Consider the following 24445-nt stretch of genomic DNA (forward strand, 5'->3'; position numbering starts at 1 on the left):
TCCGGATGACGTTAAGCGGGCACGGGGACGACTGTCGATCGCATGCATGTGACATGCGACGCGCAGTCCGCAACAACCAGCGCAGCAGGGGAACCAACTTGAATCGTCAGCAATCTTGGACGCGTACGGCCGCGCCCGGCGAGATCATCTACTCGGAGGGCTTCGCCGGCGAGCCCGTCATCTTTCTGATCGCCGACGGCAAGGTCGAGCTGTCGACGCGCTGCGAAGACAAGCGTGTCGTCGTCGCGACGCTCGGGCGCGGCGAGTTCTTCGGCGAATCCGCGCTGCTCTCATCCGAGCCGCGCGCGCATACGGCGAAGGCGCTGTCGTTCTGTCAGCTCACGGTCGTGCCGGCCGCGCTGCTCGACGAGGAAATCGAGCACGTGTCGGCGCTGCTCCGTCACGTCGTGCGCACGATGATCCGGCGCGTGAAGCGCAAGGACGACCAGCTCGCGACCTATACGCACGCGGACTTCATGCCGGGCGTGCTGTCGTATGCGCATGTGCTGTCGCTGATGGCGGGTGCCGACACGCGCGGATCGGACGACGCGTGGTCGCGGCGGCCGATGCAGGCGCAAGCGGCCGAGGCATCGGTGCCGCTCGCGGACGTGATTCGCCGCTGTCGCGCGATCGCCGGCCATTCGCGCCCGCACGTGCTTGCGATGCTGCGCCGCATGGAGAAGCTCAATCTCGTCACGATCGAAGCCGCGCAGGCCGACCATGCCGGCGGCGCGGTCGATTACTCGGCGTCATCGGATGCGCGCCAGGTCGTCACGTTCGATGCCGCGCGCGTGGTCGATCGCGCGCAGCAGGTCGCCGATCACGATCTCGACCTGTCGATCAACAGCGAGCTCGAACTGATCGAACTGGCCGATCTCGAGGCGCTGATCGGCGTCGACCGGAAGTTGCTGCTCAACAAGCTGTCGCACGGCGAGATCGCCGACGAGGTGTTCGCGTTCCGCAAGTCGAAAGTGCTCGGTTACGTCGAGCAGAAAGGCGTTGCGTATTTCTCGCGGCGCAGCCCGCGCGCCGGCGGCGACGTGCGTGCGCTCGAGGATATCGTGTGGGTCGATCAGCGAACGCTGTTCGATGTGATCAGCGCATTCGATACGTACGATCTCGCAAAGCTGATCGCGAGCCTCGACGATCGCGCGGTGGCCGACAAGTTGTTCTCCGTGATGACGGAAGCGCGGCGCAACGAGGTGTCGTGGGTGATGCGCCGTGAGCTGAAGCTCGACCCGATCGAGATCGAGGAGATCGAACGGCGCGTGCTCGATGCCGTGCGCGCGGCCAAGGCGCCGGCGGCAGGTGCGGCACCGGTGCCGCTGGCTTCATCCGACGTGTGACGCGCGACCGACGGAGACACCTATGGACTTGTTGACCCTGGCCGGCGTGCTGCTCGGCGGCGCGGCCATCGTATTCGGCTTCGCACTGGAAGGCGGACATTTTTCGACGCTGTTCCAGTTCGAGGCGCTCGTGATCGTGCTCGGCGGTACGCTCGGCGCGGTGATGATCCAGAACACGTGGGCGCGGTTCTTCGATGCGGTGAAACAGTTGCGACTCGCGTTCGTGCGTGCGCAGGAAGTCGACCGCAAGCACCTGACCGACCTGCTGGAGTGGGGCGATCGCGCGAAGCTCGACGGGTTGCTCGCCTTCGAATCGATGGACGTGAGCGGCATCCATCCGTTCGCGCGGCGCGGGCTCGAACTGCTCGCGAACGGCGTGTCGACCGCCGTGCTCGAGGACGCGCTGCACCGCGAGCTCGACGCATACGAGCGCAGCCGGCTCGCGGCCGCGCGCGTGTGGCAGCAGGCCGGCGGCTATGCGCCGACATTCGGCATTCTCGGCTCGGTGCTCGGGCTGGTCCAGGTGACGAGCCACATTCTCGAACCGGCGCAGCTCGGGCCGGGCATCGCGGTCGCGTTCATCGCGACGCTCTACGGCCTCGCGTTTGCGAACCTCGTGTTTCTGCCGCTCTACGGCAAGCTGCGCGCGCAGATCGACAGCGAATTGCGTTTCCGCAAGCTCTATCTCGACGGCCTGCTCGCGATCTCGCGCAAGGAATCGCCGCATACGATCGAGACGCGGCTGACCGGCGACGTGCGCGGCCGCGCGGCTGAGTCTCTCGCATGACGCACCGGGAGCTTCGACATGACCGCTCGAACTGACGGCGCGCGGGCGGGCTCGGCCGCCGCCGATCGCGACGACGAAGCCGAAGGCACGCAGTCCGGACGCTGGCTGATTTCCTACGCGGATCTCATCACGACGCTGATGGTTCTGTTTCTCGCGCTGTACGTGCTGCAGCTCGCGAAATACAACGCGCTCGACGCGCGCTATCAGACGCTCGCGCGGCACGACAGCGGGACCGCGAGCGCGCCGGGCGCAGCGATGCCCGAGCGTGCCCCCGCATGGCTGGCATCGCTCGACGCGCTGAAGTCGAACGGGCGCATCTCGCTTGTGCGCGCGCCGCACGGCATCGAGATCGGCATCGACGCGAAGGTCCTGTTCAACGTCGGCGATGCACGTTTGCTGTCCGATGCGACGCCGGTGCTGAGCCAGATCGCGCAGGCGCTGAGCGAGCATGCGACCGGCGACATTCTCGTCGAAGGGCACACCGACAGCGTGCCGATCGCGAACGCGAAATACGAGTCGAACTGGGAGCTGTCGTCCGCGCGGGCGGGCAGCGTGGTGCGCTATCTGGCCGATCGCGGCGTCGCACCTCACCGGCTCGCCGCGATCGGGCGGGCCGATACGCAGCCGCTCGTCGCGGGCGACGATGCGGCCGCGCGGGCGCGCAACCGGCGCGTGACGATCTTCGTCGCGTATTGAGCGTGCGAGCCTCGACAGGCGCGCGACGGTCATCCGTCAACGACATATCGGATCCCGCATGACGAACATGTGAACCCGGCGATGCGATTCCGCGCGCGCCTGCCGATAACCCAAGCTGGCTCAGACCGAGCGGTTATCGAGGGTTCCCCATGCATTTCTGGCGCACGCTGTCCATTCAGAACAAGCTGGTTCTCAGCATGACGAGCTGCCTGCTCGTGTTCGTCGCGATCTCGAGCGGGTTGAGTGTCCGCCTGATCGGCAACGCCGTGCGCGATCGCGTCGTCCGCGAAGAGCTGCCGACGGCCGTGAGCGGCATCCGCGCCGACGTGCAGCGGCAGATGGCCGGGCCGATCGCCGCGTCGCGCGTCCTCGCGCGCGATGCGTTCCTGCTGCAATGGGAAGCCGACGGCGAGCCCGACGCCGGCACGCGTAGCTGGACCGAGCTGGCGAGGAACGTGAAGGACGAGCAGAAGGCGGCGTCCGTGCAGTGGGTGTCGGTGAAGAGCGGCAACTACTACAACGAGGCCGGCCTGCAGCGGAAGGTCACCGACAACGATCGGTGGCTCGCGACCTTCCTCGCGTCGGGCAAGACCTACGAAGTGAACATGGATCGCGAGGTCACGGCCGGCGGCTACATGATGTTCATCAACAGCCGCGTGGAACTCGACGGCACGCCGGTCGGCGCGACCGGCATGAGCCTGTCCGTCGATGCGCTCGCGAAGGGGATCGCCGCGTACCGGATCGGCGATACCGGGTTCGCGTTCCTCGTGCGGCCCGACGGCGCGATCATGATGCATCGCGATACGTCGCTGATCGACGGCAAGCACTTCCTGAAGGACGAACCGGGGCTGCCCGGTGATGCGTCGTCGACGCTGCTGGCCGGCAAGCCGTATGCGTACCTGAGCTACGACGGCGACGGCGGTGCGCGCTTCATCGCGACGTCGTTCATTCCGGAGCTGAATGCGTATGTGGTCGTCGAAGTGCCGCAGGCCGAACTGCTCGGCCCGGTGACGCGTGCGATTCGCAGCGCGGCGCTGGTCGCCGCGGTCGCGGGCCTCGGCGTCGCGCTGGTCGTGATCTGGCTGGTCGGACGCGCGATCGCCGCGCCGATCCGCCGTGCGGCGACGCTGCTGTCGGAGATCGCGAGCGGCCAGGGCGACCTGACGCGCCGGATGACGGTCGAGAGCGAGGACGAGATCGGCCAGCTGTCGGACGCGTTCAACCGCTTCGTGTCGTCGTTGTCGACGCTCGTCCACCGCATTCGCGCTGCGTCCGCGTCGATCGCGACCGGATCCGCGCAGATCGCATCGGGCAATGCGGACCTCAGCGAGCGGACCGAAGGGCAGTCGAGCAACCTCGAGCGGACGGCTTCGTCGATGGAGGAAATCACGGCGGTCGTGCGCAACAACACCGAAACCGCGACGACGGCCGCGAAGCTGATCACCGGCGCGTCCGATACGGCGACGCGCGGCGGGCACGTCGTGAGTGAAGTCGTGACGACGATGGAGCAGATCAGCGATGCGTCGCAGCGAATCTCCGAGATCATCGTGATGATCGACAGCATCTCGTTCCAGACCAACATCCTCGCGCTGAATGCGGCGGTCGAGGCCGCACGCGCCGGCGAGCAGGGACGCGGGTTCGCGGTCGTTGCGTCGGAAGTGCGCAACCTCGCGCAGCGCAGCGCGCAGGCGGCGAAGGAGATCAAGGCGCTGATCGAGCACAGCGCGGGGACGGTGAACGCCGGGTCGCGGCTCGTCAGCGAGGCCGGGAAGGTGATGAGCGACGTCGTATCGCAGGTGCAGGGCGTCAGCGCGATGATGAGCGAGATCGCCGAGGCGAGCCTTGAACAGAGCGCCGGCATCGACCAGATCGGCGACGCGGTGCAGTCGCTCGATCAGATGACGCAGCAGAATGCGGCGCTGGTGGAGGAAAGCGCGGCGGCAGCGGAAAGCCTGAAGCAGCAGGCGGCGGAACTGACGCGGCTGGTATCGGCATTCAAGGTTGATGAATGAAGCGCGCACGACGTTAGAATGATGCGCTTCTCAGGGACGTCGGCCGCGGGATCACGGCAGACGTTTTCGCTGTCGGCGCGGGATTCGGTACGTCATAAAAATGAAGCGCATTTCAAGACTGAAGGTCGGGGTAGGGGCGGTGGTGGTCGCGGCGGTGCTCGCCGCAGTCGGGGCGAAGGTGATCGCATCACCGGCGGATTCGTATCTTGCTTATCGGAAGAAGGCCGCGGCGGCCGTGGCGGCGGCGCGAACGGAAGATCGGCCGAGTGTCGACCGGCAGTACACGGCCGACGTGAATGCACGGCTCGCCCGGCTCATCGGCACGGTGCGGGCGAAAGGGTTTGCCGCGAAGGCGGCGGGCACGGTGCAGAGCGTCGGCCCTGTCGACGGGGTGCCGCCGGGGCCGGACGGGCTGGCCTTCAAGTCGGCCGACGGCAAGACGAATCTCGTCGTGACGACGGTTCCGCTGCTGAAGGCGTGGGCGAGCACGGCGGACGCGGGCATCAAGCCGACGGACGACGTGGCCGCGATTCTCGACAATGAAACGCTTTACACGGACGTATTCAGCGACGACGCCGCTGCGTTTCGCTTCGCCGAGTTGCCCGTCAAGCGGCAGCCGGCCGACGGCGTGGTGAAGGCATGGTTGCTGGGTGAAAGCCAGGACGGCGTGCCGGACGGGCCGAACACGCTGGCCGTGTCGGTCCGGCAGGGCGAACGGGTTTATATCCAGTGGAAGAGCGTGACGCTGCGCCCGATCGTGGCGTGCAGCGTGGGGCGCGTGCCCGAGGACGCGCGGCAGGCGTGTTTCGCCAGGCAGGTGGTGTCACAGCGGATCTACCCGCGGCTCGTCGCACTGGCGCAATCGATGGCCGATGCCGTGGTCCGGTAGCGGACGGCAGCGGTCGGCGTTCGCACGGCGCGATTCGACGGCGAGGGACGGCGTATCCGACCAACGACGGACGGCGACATCGCGCGTCGTCGCCCGTCGGCATATCGTCCGATGACCGGATTCAAGGCGACCGCAACGCCTGCAACCCCAGCGTGAGCGCGTTGAACGGCATCTCGGCGGCCCCCAGCGAAAAGCTCGTCGCCTTCGCAGTCGCGCCTGGCGAATGCATCAGCGCGTGAACGATCCGCTCGCTCGCATGGCCGTCGCCATACGGATTGCTCGCGCGCGCCATTTCCTCGTACGCGCTTTCGCTGTCGAACAGCCGCGACGCCTCCCAGACGATTCGCTCCTGGTCCGTGCCGACGAGCCGCGCGGTACCGGCCTGGATCGCTTCGGGCCGCTCGGTCGTCTCGCGCGTGACGAGCACCGGCTTGCCGAGCGCAGGCCCTTCCTCCTGGATGCCGCCTGAATCGGTGATGATGAAATACGCGCGAGACATCAGGAATACGAACGAAAGGTATTCCTGCGGCTCGATCAGGTAAATATTCGGCACGCTGCCGAGCAGCGCACGCGCCGGCTCGCGCACGTGCGGATTCAGGTGCAGCGGATAGACGAACTGCGCATCGCGATAGCGGTTGGCGAGCGTGAAGAGTGCCTCGCAGAAATGCCGGAATGGCTCCCCGAAGCTCTCGCGGCGATGGCCGGTGATCAGCACGACGCGGCGGGACGGATCGAGAAAAGGAAAGTGCGCGGCGACCTTGTCGTTGAGCACGGAATCGTGGTCGAGCATGCGTTTGACGTCGTGCAGCGCATCGATCACGGTGTTGCCCGTCATCACGACCGCGCCGACCGGCACGCCTTCGCTGAACAGGTTGTCGCGTGCCTGGCCGGTCGGCGCGAAATGCCATGACGACACCGCATCGGTTACGCGGCGATTCAATTCCTCCGGCCACGGCGACCAGATGTCGCCGCTGCGCAGGCCCGCTTCCACGTGTCCGACCGGCAGATAGCGGTAGAACGCCGCGAGACTGACGGCCAGCGTCGTCGTCGTGTCGCCGTGCACCAGGACGACGTCGGGGTGAAAGTCGTCGAAGACGATCCCGATCGCCTGAAGAATGCCGGTCGTCACGTCGGTCAGCGTCTGGCTCTGGCGCATCAGATTGAGATCGTAGTCTGGCTTGATGTCGAACAAGGTGAGGACCTGATCCAGCATTTCCCGATGCTGGGCGGTAACGCACACACGGGCGTCGACATCCTTGCGCGACTTCAGCGCGCGGACGAGCGGCGCCATCTTGATGGCTTCCGGCCGGGTCCCGAATACAAGCAAGATCTTCTTCATCGTTTTCCTCGTTGAGCATCTTCGCGCCGGAAGCCCCGGCATTTGGCGCCAAGCTTGGTTGCAGGCGACCCATCCCGTCCCCGCGTGCGGCCACGCCGGCCGGCATCGGCCGCGCGACATTCAGCGATGTGGCGGGGCGAGCGCACCGTTCTTGTCCGCGCGGTCTCCGCCACGCAATCGTCGGACTACGGAGGTCCCCTTGAACCTCGTCAATCACGTCATGAGCGTTCCTCACTGTGTCGATCGCCACGTCCTTCCGTCACACGATTCGCGTTGCCGCGCGCCGGCGCACCGTGAAGGTGATCCCGCTTTCCATACAGCAATATTCAAACCAGCGGCCCCTGCGTCCGGGTCCGATTCGCGCGGCACGCGCGGTTCGCTACGGAACGTTTCACAACTGCTACGGAGGTCACATCGGTGGACGGCCACGGTGCAGATAAACGGGCGACCGTGCGCGCGAGCGGTCCGGTCGCGTCATTCGAAGAATGGCGGCGTGGCTCGAGCGTCGACTGCCGCTCGAACGGTACCCGTCTTTCGAAGCGCATTGAATCGATTCGATATGCGAATTTTGTCTGGGCAATGAAAGGCGCGACGCGGATCATCCTGATCGGTTCATGGACTAATGACTTGCCCGTCGTGCCGCATCGCTCGCGCTGCCCGAGTCGACAGGCGCGAAATGTTGCGTATCTGTAACGCGTGGCCGGAATGCGGCTGGCGTGCCCGCATGACGGCCTTCCGGCGCGCGCGCCGGTGGTAGCGCGCACGTTTCCCGGCCGGGGTCCGTGCGCCGGCGCTTCGCGACTGACCGCGTCGCGAAGCGGCATCGTTCGAGGCGACGCACGTGCGATGAACAGACAATTCGCCGCGCAACGCGAACGGATCGCGATGCCGACCGCACATGCCGTGCCAAAAGCTGATTCGCCGGTGAATCAAAAACACTCGGCTGCCGCCCCGGCCGCGCCCGCTGCCTGATCGTCGGTCCTTGCCGCACGGGGCCCGGCGGACGATGGCTCGCCGCTTGCTTGTTCTGGGCGGACAGGTGCGTTCCGACGTGTACCAACGACAGCAGACGGACAGGGACGCCAAAGCAACGAATCCGGAAAGCGGCACGACACTTTCGTCCGGCGCGGAAGACGCCCGCGCTTGCACGACGAACGTGCGGCCACTTCCCATTGACATCCGCGCGATTCACGGCCCGGGCGCAAGCGCTCGGCTGCCGCCGTCGCCGGCACGGGGGCCAGGACATGAAGAACCGTCGGACGGTGTCGCTCTGCGTCGAAGGCATCCTGCTGCTGATCGTGCTGGCCTGCTCGCAGGTCGTGCACGACACCGCATCGCGGCCGTTCGTCGACGCGGTGCGCATCGGCATGCCAGCCGCAGGCGCGGCAGAGCGCAGCACCGCGTATGTCGGTGCCGCGCCGTTCGCGGTGCGCGCGTCGACCGACGCGGACGCGTTGCTCGAACCGGCGCCAGCCCATACCGAGCCGGTCACGTTCGATCCCGACTGGCTATTGATCCCCGGTGTCGCCTACCTGTGGCTGTTCACGCTTCTGACCTGCGTCTACGCGGCGCGGCATTACGTGTTCAGTCTCGACCGTCTGTTCAAGCCGCAGCACGCACCTTATCAGGCGGTGACCCACGGCGAATGGCCGCGGCTCACGGTGTTCGTCGCCGCGCACAACGAAGAAGCCGTCGTCGTCGATTGCCTGATGGCGCTGCTCGCGACGACCTATCCGCACGACCGGCTGACGATCATCCCGGTCAACGACCGCTCGACCGACAACACGCGCGCGCTGATCGACGAGGTGCAAGCGCTGGCGCCCGAGCTCATCAAGCCGTTTCACCGCGAGAGCGGCAAGCCGGGCAAGGCGGCCGCGCTGAAGGACGCGCTGCGCTTCATCCGCGGCGACATCATGGTGGTGTTCGATGCCGACTACCTGCCGCGTCCCGGGTTGTTGAAGGAACTCGTCGCGCCGTTCTTCGATCCGGAAGTCGGCGCGGTAATGGGCCGCGTCGTGCCGCAGAACGCCGACAGCAACCTGCTCGCGCGGCTGCTCGATCTCGAGCGCGCGGGCGGCTATCAGGTCAACCAGCAGGCGCGCAACAACCTGAACCTGGTGCCGCAGTACGGCGGCACGGTCGGCGGCATCCGCAAGGGTGCGCTCGATGCGGTCGGCGGATGGTGCGACGACATGCTCGCCGAGGATACCGACATGACCTATCGCCTGCTGCTGAGCGACTGGCGCACGGTCTACCTGAATCACGCCGAATGCTATGAGGAAGTGCCCGAGCGCTGGGCAGTGCGCGCGCGGCAACTGACGCGCTGGGCGAAGGGGCACAACCAGACGCTGCTGCGCTATTTCGGTCCGGTGTTGCGCAATCCGCTGATCTCGCGGCGCTGCCGGCTGGACGGCGCGCTGCTGCTCGGCGTGTTCCTGATGCCCGCGCTGCTCGCGATCGCGTGGGGCACCGCGATCACGCTTTATCTGCTCAATGGCGTCAACTCGACCGCGCTCGGCCTGCTCGTGTCGTTGTTCGCGCTGTTCGCGTTCAGCACCTTCGGCAACTTCGGCGTGTTCTTCGAGATCGTCGTCGCCGCGCGGCTCGACGGTCGCGCGACGCGCCTGCGGCTCGTGCCGGTCAACGTGGTCGGTTTTTGCGTGACGATCGCGGCCGTGGTCTCCGCGCTATGGGGGCTCGTGCTCGATGCCGCGTTGCGGCGCGAACTGAAATGGGACAAGACCGAGCGCTTTCGCCGGCAACTGAAACCGGGGCGGTGAACGATGACGACCTTCAATGTGATGGTGCCGGTGGCTGGCGTGCTGAGCCTGCCGTTCCTGCCGCTGCTGCACGAGCTGATCCGGCGCAGCGACGTGGCGGCACTGCCGATCGGCGACGGGCCGTTCGTCGATCAGGCGCTGCTCGCCGCGCGCTGGCGCGATGCGCTGCGCGTGCACGTGGGCGGTGCGCGGCCGGCCGATTCGTCCGCGACGGCGCCGTGGCACGCGCTCGGGCTCCTGGTCCGGCATGACGACGAGATCCGCGTCGTGCACGACGAGCATTGCGAGGACGTGCTGTACGCCGATCGCGCGATCACGCTCGACCGCGGCGCGCGGGCCACGTATGCGTTCGCCGAGCAGCGCATCGACGTTCATGCCGGCGCGACGATCGGCATGCTCGCACACGCGCCGCATATCGACGTCGATAGCGCGGTGCTGCGCGGCGTCGTGGTGGGCGGGACGGTATACCTGCATGGTGCCGGCGGCTTCGCGTGCCTGTACGGCGAGCCGATCGTCTTCGGCAAGGTGCCGGTGCTACCGGCCGACGATACGGCCGTCGCGCCGCGCCGTGCGGTCTCGCTGACGCGCCACTTTTCCAGGCTGCCGCATCGCTACGTGCACGGCCGCTACCTGCTCTCCTGCGACGTGCGTCTGCCCGCACATACGGTCGTGCAGGGCAACCTCGTCGTGGACGGCACGCTGGTGCTCGGTGACGGCTGCGTGCTGCGCGGCAGCGTCAAGGCGCATCGCGTCGAGCTCGAGCGCCATGCATTCCTGCACGGCTCGGTGTTCGCGCGGGACGACGTGCTGCTCGCCAGCGGCAGCTGCATCGACGGCGTCGTGTCGGCTGGTGGGCTGCTGCGTCTGACCGGCGCGCGCATCGGCGTCACCGGTCATCCTGTCAGCGCCTGTGCGCGCGACGTCTCGGTCGTCGGCCATGCATGCGTGCACGGCGACCTCGTCGCATGCCGCAGCGGCTGGTTCCATGCATCCCGTTAAGGAGCACCTCCATGTCCGATCGATCCCGCCGTCGCCGCTCGCGCGCACCGGTCGCCGCACTGGCGGTGCTGTGCGGCGTTGCCGTCGGCCCGCTGCCGGTGCTCGCGGCGCAGCCGGATGATGCCGGCGCGCCGGCACCCGCGCAGCCGCCCGACGCCGCCGTGCCCGTCATCGTGCCGCGCATGCTCGACACGCCCGCGTTCGTGCGCGTGTCCGCCGATGGCCTGCCGGACGGCACGTCGCTCGCGGAATTCTCGCCTGACGATACGAACCGGCCGCCGTTGCCAGACGCCGTGATCGCGCACGTGCAGGCGCCGAGCGAACGGCATGCCGAGATGTCGCTCGGCGTGTCCAGCGCACACCTGACGCACGGGTATGGCGACTGGTACGGCGTGCACGTGCGCGGCGTCTATCAGGACGGTGGTCGCACGATACTCGGCGAGCTGGCGCAGCTGCATCGCTTCGGCGAGAGCACGCAGCTGGGCGCATTGACGTATGTGCAGGACCTGGGACCGGACTGGTTCGGCGGCATCGGTTTTTCCGGCACCACGTCCGGGACGATCCTGCCGAGCGCGCGCGTCGACCTCTCGATCAACCGCAAGCTACTGTCCAACCGGTCGCTGATCGTGTCGCTGGGCGCGGGCTATGCATGGAACCGCAGCGGCCACAGGGATCAGCTGTATCACGCGGGCCTGATCTGGTATGCGCTGCCGAAGTGGATCTTCGAGGCGGGTACCAACTACACGGTCGATTCGCCGGGGTCGGTGAAGGCGCCGCAATACTACGGCGCGGTCACCTACGGCGAGGTCGGCAAGAGCGTGATCACGCTGCGTGGCGGGTTCGGGCGCGAGGCGTACCAGGTCACCGGATCCGGTTCGCAGATCGCCGATTTCCGCAGTCATGAAATGAGCGCGAAATGGCGCTACTGGTTCACGCGCAAGTGGGGTACGCAAGTCGAGTTCGACTACTACCATAACCCCTACTATTCACGGATCGGCGGCGAGCTGAGCGTGTTCTATCGCTGGTAGCGGGAGCGGACGCCATGCAGACGCATCCCGTCCGTCCTTCCGTCGACCGTTCGCTGCGGATCCACCCGCATCCGCAGCGCTGGCTGATGTCGATCGTGCTGCTGACCCCGACGCTCTATGCGTTGCTGTGGCTCGGTCTGCCGCTCGCGTGGCGCTACTGGCGCGCGGTCATGACGTGGGGGGCGCACGAGATCGATCCGGCATTGCACGTGATCGTGATCGGCTACCCGCCCGATGCGCCGCGCGTACTGCTGCTGTCGATCGATCTCGCCGCGCGAATGCCGAGCGGCACGCAGCTTGCCGTGACCGCCGTGCTATGCGCGATCGGCTTCGGCGCGTCGTTCTTCCGGCGTGCGAACTGGTTGCCCGTTGCATATCTGTTACGTATCGCGAGCTTCACGCAGCTGCTGATCTGCGCGTATTTCTGGTTCGCACCGGGCGCGTTCCCGTATTTGCCGATGCTGCATCTGCGTGACATGTTCGTGCTGCACGGCGCGGCGATCACGCTGATTCCGCTGGTGATGGCGGCGCTGTACTATCCGCTCGATTTCACGCTGCTGCAGAAGATCGCCGCATCGCTTCTCGTGGTCGGCTACTTCGTGTTTGCGCTGCCGTTCGTGATGCTGCTGCACGCGGTTGTCATCCACCATGGCTCGTTGCTGTTCCTGCCGTTCTGCTATTTCCTCCTCGGCGGCCCGCTGCTGATCGGCCTGCTCGTCACGCTCTACACCTACTGCGCGAGCTGGCCCGGCTCGCTGACGAATCCGTCCGACGATTCGCGCTGATGGCGCGTGAAAACGCCGCCGTATCAGTGGTGAAACGAATCGGCCGCGTTTTTTGCCGCACCGCACGGCACGCGACGCACGGAGCGAGCACGACAGGGCTTCCGGAGCCAATGGCACGTTGTTCGCTTCTCTTCCTGCGTCGCATCGATTCGTTTCCAACGGAAAAGACGGCTCGGCCGCCGATGGCCGACGTCTCTCGATGTTCGACGAACTGGGCAACCGCACACATCTACCGGGCAAGGTGGGCCGAGCTGGCGGCACGCTCATCGCTGCTGTGGCGCCACCCATTCCTTGAGCGAGGAGCACACCATGTTGGCAAAGTCAGGCAAGTTCTTGCGGATACTATTCGCGCTGTTCGCGCTGGCGTTCGCGTTCAGTCCGGGCGGCGTTCGGGCGGCCACCAACCAGCTTCTCCTGTTGGTGCCCGACACGCTGACGCTGCCTGATCCTCGCGTGTCCGCGTGGCTCGATACCGCGCAGGAGGAAGGGTTGCAGATCAAGGTGATGACCGACAGCCAGTTCATGGCCGCCGGGTCGTCGCTGTCGCAGTATCCCGGCCTGATCCTGCCGGACCAGGTTCATACGACGGCCGACGACACGCTCGTGACGGCGATCCAGAACTACGCGCTGAACGGCGGCAAGGTGATGCTCGTCTACGATTTCGGCGTACTGAATTCGGCCGGATTCTACGTGAGCCCGAAGTCTCGTTTCAGCAACATGGTCGGCGTCGACTACGTGTTGTATGACCAATACGGCGGCAACATGATCGGCCTCGGCAACGTGACCGGCATGAGCAGCTGGCTGCGCACGCTGCAGGTGCCCCCCGGCAAGTCGATGGCATGGACGACGACGACTTCGGCGACCACGGCCGCCAGCCCTACGACTTCGTTCGCGTCGACGAGCAGCTCCGGCTCGTCGAAGACGTCTGCGTCGACGTCGGGCACCAACGCGCTGTTCCTGCCCGCCAGCCCGTCGAACCCGGGCGGCCTCGCCAATTACAACCACCAGGCATGGTTCCAGTACACGACGCCGCCCACCGGCAGCGGCGTGCTGACCCAGACGCTGCCGAAGCTGACCGGCACCGTGACCGGCAAGCTGAAGAAGACCACCACGTATAGCGCCGGTTCGCTGCTGAGCACCTCGACCAGCAAGACCACGACCGCGCTTGCGTCCACGCTGGCCACCACCGACACGCTCGAAGGCATCTCCGGCTACGTGTACGGCTTTCTGACCTATCCGAGCTTCGTGACGCAGGGCACGTATTCGGGCACGACGATCCTGACGTCGCCGACCTTCGGGCTGGTGTCCGGCTACAACCCGTACGGCAACGGCGGCGTGCTGTTCGTCAACCTGCCGCTCGCCTACCTCGACGGCCAGACCGACGGGATGCTGATCCACGGTTACCTGCATTATTTCGGCACGCAGATGCTGAACCTGCCGTCGCTGTCGCCGCTGCCGAAGGCGCAGGCCGGGCTCGTGTTCAACTGGCACTTCTGCGCGGGCGACCAGATCCAGCCGGCGCTCTATCTGAAGAGCCTCGGCGTGTGGAACAACGGACCGTTCTCGATCGTGGTCACTGCCGGGCCCGACGAAGCGACTTTCGGCGACGGCGACGGCATCAATCTCGCCAACAACCCGACGGCGCAGAATCTCCTCAAGTACTTCACCAGCAGGGGGCATCGCGTCGGCAGCCACGGCGGCTGGATTCACGACTACTGGGGGGCGAATGCGAGCGAAACGAACGCGAGCACGTTCACGCAGTACCTCGTGATGAACCACCAGGCCGTTCAGGCCGCGACGGCCCTGCCCGATGTCGAGTACGCGGCGCCGGAAGGCAACACGCCGACCTGGTCGGTGAACTGGCTCGAAAGCAATGGCTTCAACGGGTACTACTTCACCGGTCACACCGGCTCGGCACCGACCCGCGCATATCGCAACGGTGCGCTGCTGAACCCGGGCCTGTGGGCTTACCCCGTGATGCCGTTCGGCAAGTACGCGACGTTCGAGGAATTCCAGCAGTACGCGGTGCCGACGACCGACGTGAACAACTGGTACGCCGCGCTGATGAACTTCGTCGTCGCGAACCACACGAGCCGGCTGATCTATGCGCACCCGTATGGCGCGTCGTTCTACCCGTCGACGTTGTCCGCGATCTTCACGCAAGCCAATATGCTGAAGCTCGCGGGACAGTTCCGCTGGTACACGATGAGCGACATTACGATCTTCGACCGGGCGCGCCTGAACGTCACGTGGTCGGCCACCGACACGGGCAGCGGCTGGGCATTCTCGGCCAGCCACCCGACGAGCCTGACGAACATGACGTGGCTGCTGCCGAAGGCTGCGTATGCGTTGCCGATCATCACGCAAGGCAGCGGCAGCGTGAATATCACCGACTCGACGTACTGGCTCGTAACCGCGAATAGCGGCACCAGCCTCAAGTTCACCAGCGCCAAGGTGCACTGAGCCGCAACATCGATACACTCGCCGGCGCGCGACGCGGCCAACGCCGCGCCCGGCGAATTGCGCAGGACTACCGCGCAGGAGCCCCCCCATCATGAACCGGCCCGCGCTTTTCCCGGCCGCACGCGCGTGCGTGGCGGCCTTCGTCAGGCAGTGCCATGCGTGGCGCGTTGCCTGTTGCGTCGCCGCGTGCTGCTCCGTGCTGCACGCGGGCGCCGCCGAACTTCAGCTGAACGGGTTGTATCAACGCCCGGACGGTGCGATCACCGTGCGCCTGAACGGCGCCGGCATCGATCCATATTTCGCGGCGAAGGCGCTGCTTGCCGCCGCCGACACTCGCATGGATGCCCGTCAGGCGGCACTCGCATGGATCGCATGGGTGTTGCCACGCCAGCGTCTGGACGGCGGATTCGACCGCTTCTGCGTGAAGAGCGGACTGACCAGCCCGTGCGCGGAAGCCGACGCGGACGACGCGATGATGGCGACCTGGATCGAGCTGCTCGCGCGCTTTGCGCCGCCCGACGGGATGCCGGCGGCCTGGGAACTCAGCCTGAACCGCGCGGGCGCGCACCTGGACACGCTGCTCGACAAGGCGAGCGGCGTCTATCAGATTTCGTCGTCGCTGCATGTCGCGCTGCTGATGGATAACGTCGAGGTGCACAGCGCGTTCCAGGCGCTCGCCGCGTATTACGTGCGCCGCGCCGACTACGTGCATGCGGGGCCGTGGAGCCAGCGCGCCGACCGGCTGTCGTCCGCGATCGTCAAGGTGTTCTGGCGCGGCACGCAATCCGGCTTTCGCGCGAGCACGCAGAAGATCAGCGACACGAGCTTCTATCCGGCGAAAGTCGCGCAGATCTTTCCGATCCTGTCCGGCATCCAGGTGCCTGACCAGTCGAACGAGACGATCTATGCGCAGTGGATGCAGAAGTACGGCAAGACCTGGATGCAACTCGCCGGCTCCGATTTTCCGTGGGGGCTGATCGCGCTGGTCGCCTACAAGATGAACGACTGGAGCACCGTCGCCTGCTGGTATGCGCGCTCGGGCCCGTACCGTCATGGCGCGCACTGGAACGTACTGGAGGAAGCGCTGTACCTGGCATTCGAAAGCCGGATGACCGATCCGCTCGCACCCGCCAAATGCGGGTTCACGACGGCGGAGGTAACGGTGACCGGATCGCGCTGACACGACGGCGCACGGTCGATGAACGGAAACAGGGAAGGAGACGTGTCATGTGTGGCATCGTCGGCGCGGTCGCGCAACGGAACATCGTTCCGATTCTGATTGAAGGTTTGCGCCGCCTCGAATATCGCGGCTACGATTCATGCGGCGTGGCGACCGTCGTCGACGGGCAGGCGCGCCGAGAGCGCAGCGTGTCGCGCGTCGCCGATCTCGACGCGCACGTGCGCAGCGCCGGGCTGTCCGGCAGCACCGGCATCGCGCACACCCGCTGGGCGACGCATGGCGCGCCCGCGACCTGCAATGCGCATCCGATCTTCTCGCGCGACGAAATCGCGCTCGTGCACAACGGCATCATCGAGAATCATGAAACGTTGCGCAGGCAACTGTCTGACGAGAACTACCAGTTCGATGGTCAGACCGATACGGAGGTCGTTGCCCATCTGATCCACAGCAAGTATCGCGGCGATCTGCTCGCCGCCGTGCGCGATGCGACGTCGCAGCTGCACGGCGCCTACGCGATCGCGGTGTTCAGCAAGCATGAGCCGCAGCGGCTGATCGGCGCGCGGGTGGGATCGCCGCTCGTCGTCGGTCTGAAGGATGACGAATGCTTTCTCGCGTCCGACGCGCTCGCGCTCGCCGGCATCACCGATCGCTTCATCTTTCTCGAGGAAGGCGACATCGTCGAACTGACGCCGGGCGGTGTGCGAATCCTCGAGCGCGGCGGCACGCCGGTCGATCGCCCGATCCAGACCGTCTCGTCGGCGCAGGCCGCGGTCGAGCTCGGGCCGTACCGGCATTTCATGCAGAAGGAGATTTTCGAGCAACCTCAGGCCGTGGCCGCGACGATTCCCGATGCGGGGCTGTTCGATCCGGCGATATTCGGCCCGGATGCAGCGCGCGCGTTCGAACAGATCGACAACGTGCTGATTCTCGCGTGCGGCACGAGTCACTATTCCGGCCTGACCGCGCGCCGCTGGCTCGAGACGATCGCGCGGCTGCCCGCGCAGGTCGAGATCGCGAGCGAATACCGTTACAGCGACGCGCTCGCGCTGCCGAATACGCTGGTGGTCAGCGTGTCGCAATCCGGCGAGACTGCCGACACGCTCGCCGCGCTCAAGTATGCGCAGGCGCTCGGCCACATCGATACGCTGGCGATCTGCAACGTGCCGACCAGCGCGATGATGCGTCAGACCGGCCTGCGGTTCCTGACGCGCGCGGGCCCGGAAATCGGCGTCGCGTCGACCAAGGCGTTCACGACGCAGCTCGTCGCGCTGTTCATACTCGCGGTGACGCTCGGCCGGCTGCGCGGCTACGTCGACGATGCGCAGCTCGCGCGTTATACGACGCAGTTGCGACGGCTGCCGAGCGCGCTCGAGGATGTGCTCACGCTCGAACAGCAGATCGAGCGCTGGGCCGCGGAATTCTCGCGGCACGAGAACGCGCTGTTCCTCGGGCGCGGGCTGCATTACCCGATCGCGCTCGAAGGGGCGCTGAAGCTGAAGGAGATTTCGTACATCCACGCGGAAGCGTATCCGGCCGGCGAACTGAAGCACGGGCCGCTTGCGCTCGTGACGCACGCAATGCCGGTCGCGACGATTGCGCCGAACGACGCGCTGCTCGAGAAGCTCAAGTCGAACATGCAGGAAGTGCGGGCGCGGGGCGGGCAGCTTTACGTATTCGCCGATGCCGATACGCGGATCGATAACAGCGAAGGCGTGTCGGTGCTGCGAATGCCGGATTACTACGGGCTGCTGTCGCCGATCCTGCACGTCGTGCCGCTTCAACTGCTCGCGTATCACGCCGCGTGCCTGCGCGGCGCGGATATCGACAAGCCGAGGAACCTGGCGAAATCGGTGACGGTAGAGTAGCGGGTGGTGCGATGTCGACGAGACTGCCGAGTTGCATCAATTTCGGTTACGGGGCCTCGATTCGGTTTCGGTTTCGGAGGCTCCTGCCTGGCGATGAGCGTTGCCCGACATGGCGTAACCAGAATTAATGTCAACGGGTTAGCCAGCGACGTCGCTGGCGAAGGCCCAACCGTCAAGGTGCGGTTCACAAAGAAACAAGGCGCTCCCGTACGCGTTGTTTCAGGCGATGCATCCCGATGCGGCGGCAGCCATTCGCGAAGGCGCCTTTCAGAAGAAGTACTACCTAAGTCATCAACACGTGGCAGAGAAGCTAAAGCTTGCCGCCCCAAAAGTGTAAGGCTCTACGGGACTACGTCGATGTGGATCCGAACCCGGCAAACATGCTGGTGTTCGAGTGTGGTAGTCAGCGACATCCGAGGTACTCGGACAATGCGTTACGCAAGCTGCAGGAAGCGAATACAGCAGAAAGCGTCGAAAACGCTTGGCACAAAAGAAGCGATAGTCAGCCACTTCGGCAGACGGCAACCCGTTGCACTCTCCTTTACACCTTACTGGCAAAGGAGTTTGGCCCGAATTGACGGACAGGACAACGCGCGATCGGGAAGGCAACAAGACATCTCTTGGGCGCTGATGCTGCCAATTTCCGCCCGAGAAGAGAACCGATGTCAAGCGGCGGAACTCACATCACGACGGGCGCACTCGAAAGATCATCGAGCCGCGGGCCGTGACGTGGAAAGTGTTTTTGCAGCAGCTCGGTCACCTGCTCGATACCTCGCAGAACACCGGACCGATAACGGCCTTGCCGGAAGTGCGCCTCCATGGCCTGGCAAATCGCTTCCCATTCGCGGCCATCCACCTTGGCGTGGATGCCGCGGTCCGCGACGATTTCGACGTCGCGGTCCGCAAGAAGCAGGTAGATAAGAATGCCGTTGTTGTGCTCCGTGTCCCAAACCCGGAGGTCCGAGAAAACCTCGATGGCACGGTCCCTCGCAGATGTGCCCTTCAGTAATGCGCGGATGTGCAGCGCACCCTCTACAGCAAACCTGACTTGACCTACGTGCGCGCGATGACTCATACGTACAGCCTCTTCAATAGCGATAAGCTCCCGCCGTGAGAATGCGCTGTTGACCCGCCAGTGGGTCGTGAAGAGATGCCGGAACAGGCGTTTCAGGTCCATGCTCACCACCGTCCCGATGCGCCACCGCCGCCGAAGCCTCCGCCGCCTCCGCGAAAGATGTCGCGATTCGAATCACGACCGAAACGGCCACCGCTACCGCCAATGAAGCGCCCACCCGCCGCTCCCATCCCGCCGCCCAGCAACGTGAAGAGCAGCGCCATCAGCCCTGCCGCGATGGCGATAAAGAGCGCCCCCGATAAAACCCATGCGAGCACTCCGACGACTCCGCCCGTAACGGCCGCACCCGGCAGTCTCCCGAGCATGGCGCGCAGAAGGCCGCCCGCCATGACCGTCAGGAGGAAGAGGACCGGAAGCAACCGTCCGGCGCCGTCGCTCGTCTGATATCGCCGCTGCGGCGGAGGTAACTGCTCGCCGCTGGTGACGCGCATCATGCCGTCGACGCCGGCAGTGATGCCGCCGTAGAAATCTCCGTTTCGGAACCGCGGAACTATCGCCTCGTTGATGATGCGATTGCTCGTCGCGTCGGTGAGCACGCCTTCGAGGCCGTATCCGACCTCGATTCGAAGCGTTCGGTCGTTCTTGGCGACAATCAGGAGCGCGCCGTCGTCGACATTCTTGCGCCCAAGCTTCCATTGCTCGACGACTCGCATCGAATACTGTTCGATGGTTTCGGGCTCCGTGGTCGGAACGACGAGAACTGAAATCTGCGCTCCTCTTTTCGCCTCGAACTCTCTCAACGTCTTCTCAAGGCTGGCCATCTGGTCGCTGGTCAGGGTTCCAGTCTCATCGGTTACTCTCGATGTCAGCGGCGGGACAACGACGTCGGCATGGGCGCAGGCAGCCCCCAAGAAAAAGAAAGCCAAGACGACGGCCGTCGCCAGCCGGAACACGTTCAATTGGAACCCCTGCCTGCAGATGCCGGCGTCGAACCGAAGTCGACCCGCGGCGGTTTGGAAATCTCGGCTTCGTTGCTCACCGAGAAGTTGGGACGTTCCAGATAGCCGAATGCCTTTGCAGTCAAATTGTTCGGGAAGGAGCGTACCGTCGTGTTGTACGTCTGGACGGCGCGAATGTATCGATTGCGGGCCACGGCAATGCGATTTTCCGTACCCTCGAGCTGCGCCTGCAGGTCGCGGAAGTTCGCATCCGACTTCAATTGCGGATAGTTCTCCGATACCGCGAGCAGACGTGACAGAGACGACGTGAGCTGCCCCTGTGCCGCTTCAAACTTTGCGAAAGCCTGCGGGTCGGCAATGAGTTCGGGTGTGGCGCGAATCGAACCCACTTGCGCCCGGGCCTCAGTCACACGGACCAGCACTTCCTTTTCCTGGTCCGCGTACCCCTTCACTGTGTTGACGAGGTTGGGAACAAGGTCGGCACGCCGTTGATACTGATTTAGAACTTCTGACCAACTGGCTTTCACCTGTTCGTCTTCGCTCTGGATGGCGTTATAGCCACACCCTGAGAGAGACAGCAGGCTCAGCGCCAATGCGCCTGTCAGAAGTGCGCGGGCCAGACGGCGCCGTGTGGAGATTGCTGCGAAATTTGTCGACATGGACGCGCCTCTGTCCTGTATTCCCCGGCATTCCGCCGCTCACCGGTGCACTGCCTATCGTATGTAGCTCGGCGGTCGCAGGGTTGATGCACGTCAATGCTGCATTGTCGAGCGTGCCCGGAGTGATGCACCGTCTCGGTCGCATGTCGGCTCTACGGCCGCGCTACATATGAAGAATTCGATGCGTGATCCGTTGAGCCACGTCAAGCCATCGAAGGGGCGTCGGCATAGAGTGATTCTAGGGTTCGACCAGCGCTCAAGAACCATGCTCACGGAGAACAAGGCGGCATTCCCGCAAAAACTCGCAATTGCAATTGCGACTGTCGGCATGGTCAGTGCCGTTGCAATCGGTGGTACGGCGGCGGCCGCCGACGATGCCCATCATCCGAACAAAGCAGCCGAAAAAGCGCCGATCAAGTCAAACCGCGAAGCGGACGACCAAATGCAGGCCATGCGCGTCATGCACGAAAAGATGACGAACGCCAAGACGCCTCAAGAACGCGTTGCCCTGATGGACGAGCAAATGAAAGTCATGCAAAACGGCATGTGCATGATGGAAATGACGAGTGCTCACTCGTCCAGTATGCCGATGTCATCGCGGCAGGGGAGCATGGAAATGCGCATGGATATGATGCAGATGATGATGCCCGACACATTGCTCCGTCGTCGGTGGCGCCCTCTGATGATTTGACAATATAGTACGCACTGTACGCAACCGAGGTGCCGGCTAGTCTCGGTAAAGGTAACTCACGTCGTAGCACGGCCGTCACGTCAATATCGAACGCGCAGGGCGAAGAGCCTCAATGGAAGCGGAACGGGTGAGCAAAGGAGCGTCAAATGAGCGGCCAACCCGGCGAAGACAAGCTTGATCACCCACGGATTTCTGAGCACTTGTCATCGGGCGAGCATCACGCACGCGAGACGGACAAGCACGACCAATCCGCCGGCCACGGCCACGACGCGCATGCGCCTCACCAACATGGCCAGGATGAGCACGTTCGACCCGCAGATTCGCTTCGCGACCCCGTCTGTGGAATGACGGTGGCCGATGAGTCAAGCTTGCGCTGCGAACACGATGGCAAGTGGTACGCGTTCTGCAGCCAGGCTTGCTTGACGAAATTCCAGGCTGCGCCGTCCAGGTACGTCGAGCCCTCGACCATTGAGCAGCCACGAGCAGTGCCTGAGGGCACCATCTACACGTGCCCGATGCACCCGGAAATTCGCCGGGACCATCCTGGGCAATGTCCGAAGTGCGGCATGACGTTGGAGCCGGTTCTGCCCGGCATCGACGAAGGCGAGAATCCGGAACTGGTCGATTTTCGACGCCGATTCTGGTGGACGTTGCCACTGACAGTCATCGTTTTCGTGCTGGCGATGTTTGGCCATCGCCTGCGATTGATGGGAGCCGGCACCGAAAGCTGGGTTGAGTTCCTCATCTCCACGCCAGTCGTCCTGTGGGCGGGCCTTCCGTTTTTCGAGCGGTGCATGCGCTCATTCGTGAACCGCAGCCCCAACATGTGGACGCTCATCGGGCTCGGGACAGGGGCGGCCTATATCTACAGTGTCATCGCCACCATCTTCCCCGGCGTGTTTCCTGAAACGTACCGTGCGCACGGCCGGGTCAGCGTGTATTTCGAAGCAGCGGCAGTCATCATTTCGTTGACGCTTCTCGGGCAGTTGCTCGAACTGAAGGCCCGCTCGCAAACATCCGCGGCCATCAAGGCGCTGCTCGGGCTCGCACCCAGGACGGCCCGACGCATCAGCCCGGATGGTTCCGAGGAAGACATTCCGTTGTCCCATGTGCATGTGGGAGACCTGCTTCGCGTGCGGCCAGGCGAGAAAGTCCCCGTGGACGGCGTGGTGACGGATGGCTCGAGTTCGCTCGACGAGTCCATGATTACCGGCGAACCCATTCCCGTCACGAAGCGCGTTGGCGACCACGTCATCGGCGCAACGATGAACGCGACAGGCAGTCTCGTCATTCGCTCGGAAAAGGTCGGCTCCCAGACTGTCCTGTCGCAAATCGTGCAGATGGTCGCGCAGGCGCAGCGGTCCCGTGCCCCCCTGCAGCGTATGGCCGACAAGGTGGCCGGCGTGTTTGTCGTCGGCGTCGTCAGTGCCGCTCTTCTGGCATTCTTCGTGTGGGGCATCTTTGGGCCGGAGCCCAGCTGGGTGTTCGGTCTCATCAATGCGGTGGCGGTGCTCATCATTGCTTGCCCCTGCGCGCTGGGGCTTGCGACGCCAATGTCCATCATGGTTGCAAGCGGCAAAGGAGCCACAACCGGGATTCTCTTTCGAGATGCGGCCGCGATCGAAAATCTGCGCAAGGTCGATGTGCTCATCGTCGACAAGACGGGGACGTTGACAGAGGGGCGTCCAGCGTTCGAGCGAGCCGTGGGCACAAACGGATACACAACCGACGAAGTACTTCGTCTGGCGGCGAGTCTCGACCAAGGTAGTGAGCATCCGCTTGCTGCGGCCATCGTTGCGGCTGCCCGTGAGAAGAAGCTGACTTTGGACCGCACGGAAAATTTTGAATCCGCTACGGGTATCGGCGTGAGAGGACTTGTCGCCGGCAGGAAACTTGCGCTTGGCAACACCGCGCTGATGCAGACTGACGCGGTATCCGTCGAATCGCTGGCCAGGGAGGCGGACGGCATGCGCGCGCAAGGCGCCAGTGTCATGTACTTGGCGGTCGATGGCAGTTTGGCCGGACTGCTGGCAGTCGCGGACCCGATAAAGACGACAACGCCGGAAGCGCTTTTGACGTTGAAGGAAAACGGCATTCGAGTCGTGATGGCGACCGGTGATGGTGTAGTCACTGCCAAGGCCGTGGCCGGGAAGCTTGGCATCGACGAATTCCATGGCGAGGTGAAGCCTGCAGACAAGCTCAACTTGGTGACACAGCTTCAGCAAGCCCGGCACGTTGTCGCAATGGCCGGAGACGGCATAAACGACGCCCCCGCGCTTGCCAAGGCCGATGTCGGCGTGGCCATGGGAACAGGCACGGATGTGGCGATGAGCAGCGCTCAGGTGACCCTCGTCAAGGGCGACTTGCGCGGTATCGCGCGTGCTCGAGAGCTGTCCGAGGCAACCGTCGCGAACATGAAGCAAAATCTTGGCTTCGCGTTCGTATACAACGCACTTGGGGTTCCGCTGGCGGCAGGGGTACTTTATCCATTCACCGGTTTGCTGCTTTCGCCGATGATTGCCGCACTTGCAATGAGTCTAAGCTCCGCTTCGGTCATTTCGAACGCACTGCGACTGCGCAACGCGAAGATTTAGCTTGTCACGCAGCTTGCGGCGGTCGCATAACGACAGCACACCTTTCGTCGCAGTGGGCCGCCCGCGCAGTTCCCACTAGTATCGTATGTAACCCGAACTATTGGAAAAGCGAGTGTTCGGATGTTCGCGGTGCACACGCAAACATGCGTTGGATTGGACGTCTTCGGGCCCGGTCACGCAGGTCATTGATTTGCCTAGAGCGCTCGGGCGCAATCAGAACCAGCGGTGACGCGTAACCAGAATGAATGTACCTCGGGAGATCACTCGGCGCGAGGCTGAGCGGTCCCGTGACGGCAGA

At 64.7% G+C, this 24445-nt stretch carries 18 protein-coding genes; 14 read left to right on the top strand and 4 right to left on the bottom strand.

Features of this window, described 5'->3' with window-relative positions:
* Positions 1–98: 98 nt before the first annotated feature.
* From LGM71_RS10400 to LGM71_RS10420, 5 genes are all read left to right on the top strand, one after another.
* A complete protein-coding gene (locus LGM71_RS10400; protein WP_226114801.1) occupies positions 99–1346 on the top strand; it encodes a Crp/Fnr family transcriptional regulator in 1248 nt (415 codons plus the stop codon).
* A 22-nt stretch (positions 1347–1368) separates the two neighbouring features.
* The gene (locus LGM71_RS10405) at positions 1369–2133 is read left to right on the top strand and encodes a flagellar motor protein (RefSeq protein ID WP_059531800.1); all 765 of its coding nucleotides are present in this window, start codon (positions 1369–1371) and stop codon (positions 2131–2133) included.
* Positions 2134–2151: 18 nt separating this feature from the next.
* A complete protein-coding gene (locus LGM71_RS10410; protein WP_059601473.1) occupies positions 2152–2829 on the top strand; it encodes a flagellar motor protein MotB in 678 nt (225 codons plus the stop codon).
* A 149-nt stretch (positions 2830–2978) separates the two neighbouring features.
* Positions 2979–4841: a methyl-accepting chemotaxis protein gene (locus LGM71_RS10415; RefSeq protein ID WP_226114802.1), complete on the top strand. Its 1863-nt coding sequence runs from the start codon at positions 2979–2981 to the stop codon at positions 4839–4841.
* Between the two features lie 100 nt (positions 4842–4941).
* Entirely contained in the window at positions 4942–5730 is a 789-nt protein-coding gene (locus LGM71_RS10420; RefSeq protein ID WP_226114803.1) for a hypothetical protein, read from the top strand.
* 121 nt (positions 5731–5851) lie between these two features.
* On the opposite strand, the gene wecB is transcribed toward LGM71_RS10420, so the two are convergent.
* Positions 5852–7069, bottom strand: a complete 1218-nt coding sequence (wecB, locus tag LGM71_RS10425) for a non-hydrolyzing UDP-N-acetylglucosamine 2-epimerase (RefSeq protein WP_226114804.1) — start codon at positions 7067–7069, stop codon at positions 5852–5854.
* A gap of 1244 nt (positions 7070–8313) precedes the next feature.
* On the opposite strand from wecB, the gene LGM71_RS10430 reads away from it, so the two are divergent.
* From LGM71_RS10430 to glmS, 7 genes are all read left to right on the top strand, one after another.
* Positions 8314–9849, top strand: a complete 1536-nt coding sequence (locus LGM71_RS10430) for a glycosyltransferase family 2 protein (protein WP_151048343.1) — start codon at positions 8314–8316, stop codon at positions 9847–9849.
* 3 nt (positions 9850–9852) lie between these two features.
* Entirely contained in the window at positions 9853–10848 is a 996-nt protein-coding gene (locus LGM71_RS10435) for a polymer-forming cytoskeletal protein (RefSeq protein WP_226114805.1), read from the top strand.
* 11 nt (positions 10849–10859) lie between these two features.
* The gene (locus LGM71_RS10440) at positions 10860–11876 is read left to right on the top strand and encodes a YaiO family outer membrane beta-barrel protein (RefSeq protein ID WP_226114806.1); all 1017 of its coding nucleotides are present in this window, start codon (positions 10860–10862) and stop codon (positions 11874–11876) included.
* Between the two features lie 14 nt (positions 11877–11890).
* On the top strand, positions 11891–12661 hold the full coding sequence (locus tag LGM71_RS10445; protein WP_226114807.1) for a hypothetical protein: 771 nt from the start codon (positions 11891–11893) through the stop codon (positions 12659–12661).
* Between the two features lie 309 nt (positions 12662–12970).
* A complete protein-coding gene (locus LGM71_RS10450; protein ID WP_226114808.1) occupies positions 12971–15124 on the top strand; it encodes a polysaccharide deacetylase family protein in 2154 nt (717 codons plus the stop codon).
* 91 nt (positions 15125–15215) lie between these two features.
* Entirely contained in the window at positions 15216–16304 is a 1089-nt protein-coding gene (locus LGM71_RS10455; protein ID WP_124621014.1) for a hypothetical protein, read from the top strand.
* Between the two features lie 47 nt (positions 16305–16351).
* Positions 16352–18169, top strand: coding sequence for a glutamine--fructose-6-phosphate transaminase (isomerizing) (gene glmS / locus LGM71_RS10460; RefSeq protein ID WP_124621016.1), 1818 nt, complete (start codon positions 16352–16354; stop codon positions 18167–18169).
* A gap of 679 nt (positions 18170–18848) precedes the next feature.
* Here glmS and LGM71_RS10465 read toward each other — a convergent pair.
* Genes LGM71_RS10465 through LGM71_RS10475 form a run of 3 tightly spaced genes read right to left on the bottom strand, consistent with a single transcriptional unit; the run spans position 18849 to position 20862 of the window.
* Positions 18849–19346: a TPM domain-containing protein gene (locus LGM71_RS10465; RefSeq protein WP_124621018.1), complete on the bottom strand. Its 498-nt coding sequence runs from the start codon at positions 19344–19346 to the stop codon at positions 18849–18851.
* Between the two features lie 2 nt (positions 19347–19348).
* On the bottom strand, positions 19349–20203 hold the full coding sequence (locus LGM71_RS10470) for a TPM domain-containing protein (RefSeq protein WP_413226863.1): 855 nt from the start codon (positions 20201–20203) through the stop codon (positions 19349–19351).
* The gene (locus LGM71_RS10475; protein ID WP_226114809.1) at positions 20200–20862 is read right to left on the bottom strand and encodes a LemA family protein; all 663 of its coding nucleotides are present in this window, start codon (positions 20860–20862) and stop codon (positions 20200–20202) included. Before LGM71_RS10475 ends, LGM71_RS10470 begins: the two co-directional genes overlap by 4 nt.
* Before the next feature lie 169 nt (positions 20863–21031).
* On the opposite strand from LGM71_RS10475, the gene LGM71_RS10480 reads away from it, so the two are divergent.
* Both LGM71_RS10480 and LGM71_RS10485 read left to right on the top strand, forming a co-directional pair.
* Positions 21032–21553 carry a hypothetical protein gene (locus LGM71_RS10480; RefSeq protein ID WP_226114810.1) on the top strand — a complete coding sequence of 174 codons (522 nt, stop codon included), beginning with the start codon at positions 21032–21034 and terminating at the stop codon, positions 21551–21553.
* A gap of 146 nt (positions 21554–21699) precedes the next feature.
* Entirely contained in the window at positions 21700–24147 is a 2448-nt protein-coding gene (locus LGM71_RS10485; RefSeq protein WP_226114811.1) for a heavy metal translocating P-type ATPase, read from the top strand.
* Positions 24148–24445: the final 298 nt, after the last annotated feature.

Source organism: Burkholderia sp. AU33545, assembly GCF_020419685.1.
GTDB classification, from domain to species: domain Bacteria; phylum Pseudomonadota; class Gammaproteobacteria; order Burkholderiales; family Burkholderiaceae; genus Burkholderia; species Burkholderia diffusa.

Coding starts and splice junctions, on each gene's coding strand:
- LGM71_RS10405 (WP_059531800.1), top strand. CDS start 1,369: ATGGACTTGTTGACCCTGGCCGGCGTGCTGCTCGGCGGCGCGGCCATC.
- LGM71_RS10410 (WP_059601473.1), top strand. CDS start 2,152: ATGACCGCTCGAACTGACGGCGCGCGGGCGGGCTCGGCCGCCGCCGAT.
- LGM71_RS10415 (WP_226114802.1), top strand. CDS start 2,979: ATGCATTTCTGGCGCACGCTGTCCATTCAGAACAAGCTGGTTCTCAGC.
- LGM71_RS10420 (WP_226114803.1), top strand. CDS start 4,942: ATGAAGCGCATTTCAAGACTGAAGGTCGGGGTAGGGGCGGTGGTGGTC.
- wecB (WP_226114804.1), bottom strand. CDS start 7,069: ATGAAGAAGATCTTGCTTGTATTCGGGACCCGGCCGGAAGCCATCAAG.
- LGM71_RS10430 (WP_151048343.1), top strand. CDS start 8,314: ATGAAGAACCGTCGGACGGTGTCGCTCTGCGTCGAAGGCATCCTGCTG.
- LGM71_RS10435 (WP_226114805.1), top strand. CDS start 9,853: ATGACGACCTTCAATGTGATGGTGCCGGTGGCTGGCGTGCTGAGCCTG.
- LGM71_RS10440 (WP_226114806.1), top strand. CDS start 10,860: ATGTCCGATCGATCCCGCCGTCGCCGCTCGCGCGCACCGGTCGCCGCA.
- LGM71_RS10445 (WP_226114807.1), top strand. CDS start 11,891: ATGCAGACGCATCCCGTCCGTCCTTCCGTCGACCGTTCGCTGCGGATC.
- LGM71_RS10450 (WP_226114808.1), top strand. CDS start 12,971: ATGTTGGCAAAGTCAGGCAAGTTCTTGCGGATACTATTCGCGCTGTTC.
- LGM71_RS10455 (WP_124621014.1), top strand. CDS start 15,216: ATGAACCGGCCCGCGCTTTTCCCGGCCGCACGCGCGTGCGTGGCGGCC.
- glmS (WP_124621016.1), top strand. CDS start 16,352: ATGTGTGGCATCGTCGGCGCGGTCGCGCAACGGAACATCGTTCCGATT.
- LGM71_RS10465 (WP_124621018.1), bottom strand. CDS start 19,346: ATGGACCTGAAACGCCTGTTCCGGCATCTCTTCACGACCCACTGGCGG.
- LGM71_RS10475 (WP_226114809.1), bottom strand. CDS start 20,862: ATGTCGACAAATTTCGCAGCAATCTCCACACGGCGCCGTCTGGCCCGC.
- LGM71_RS10480 (WP_226114810.1), top strand. CDS start 21,032: ATGAAGAATTCGATGCGTGATCCGTTGAGCCACGTCAAGCCATCGAAG.
- LGM71_RS10485 (WP_226114811.1), top strand. CDS start 21,700: ATGAGCGGCCAACCCGGCGAAGACAAGCTTGATCACCCACGGATTTCT.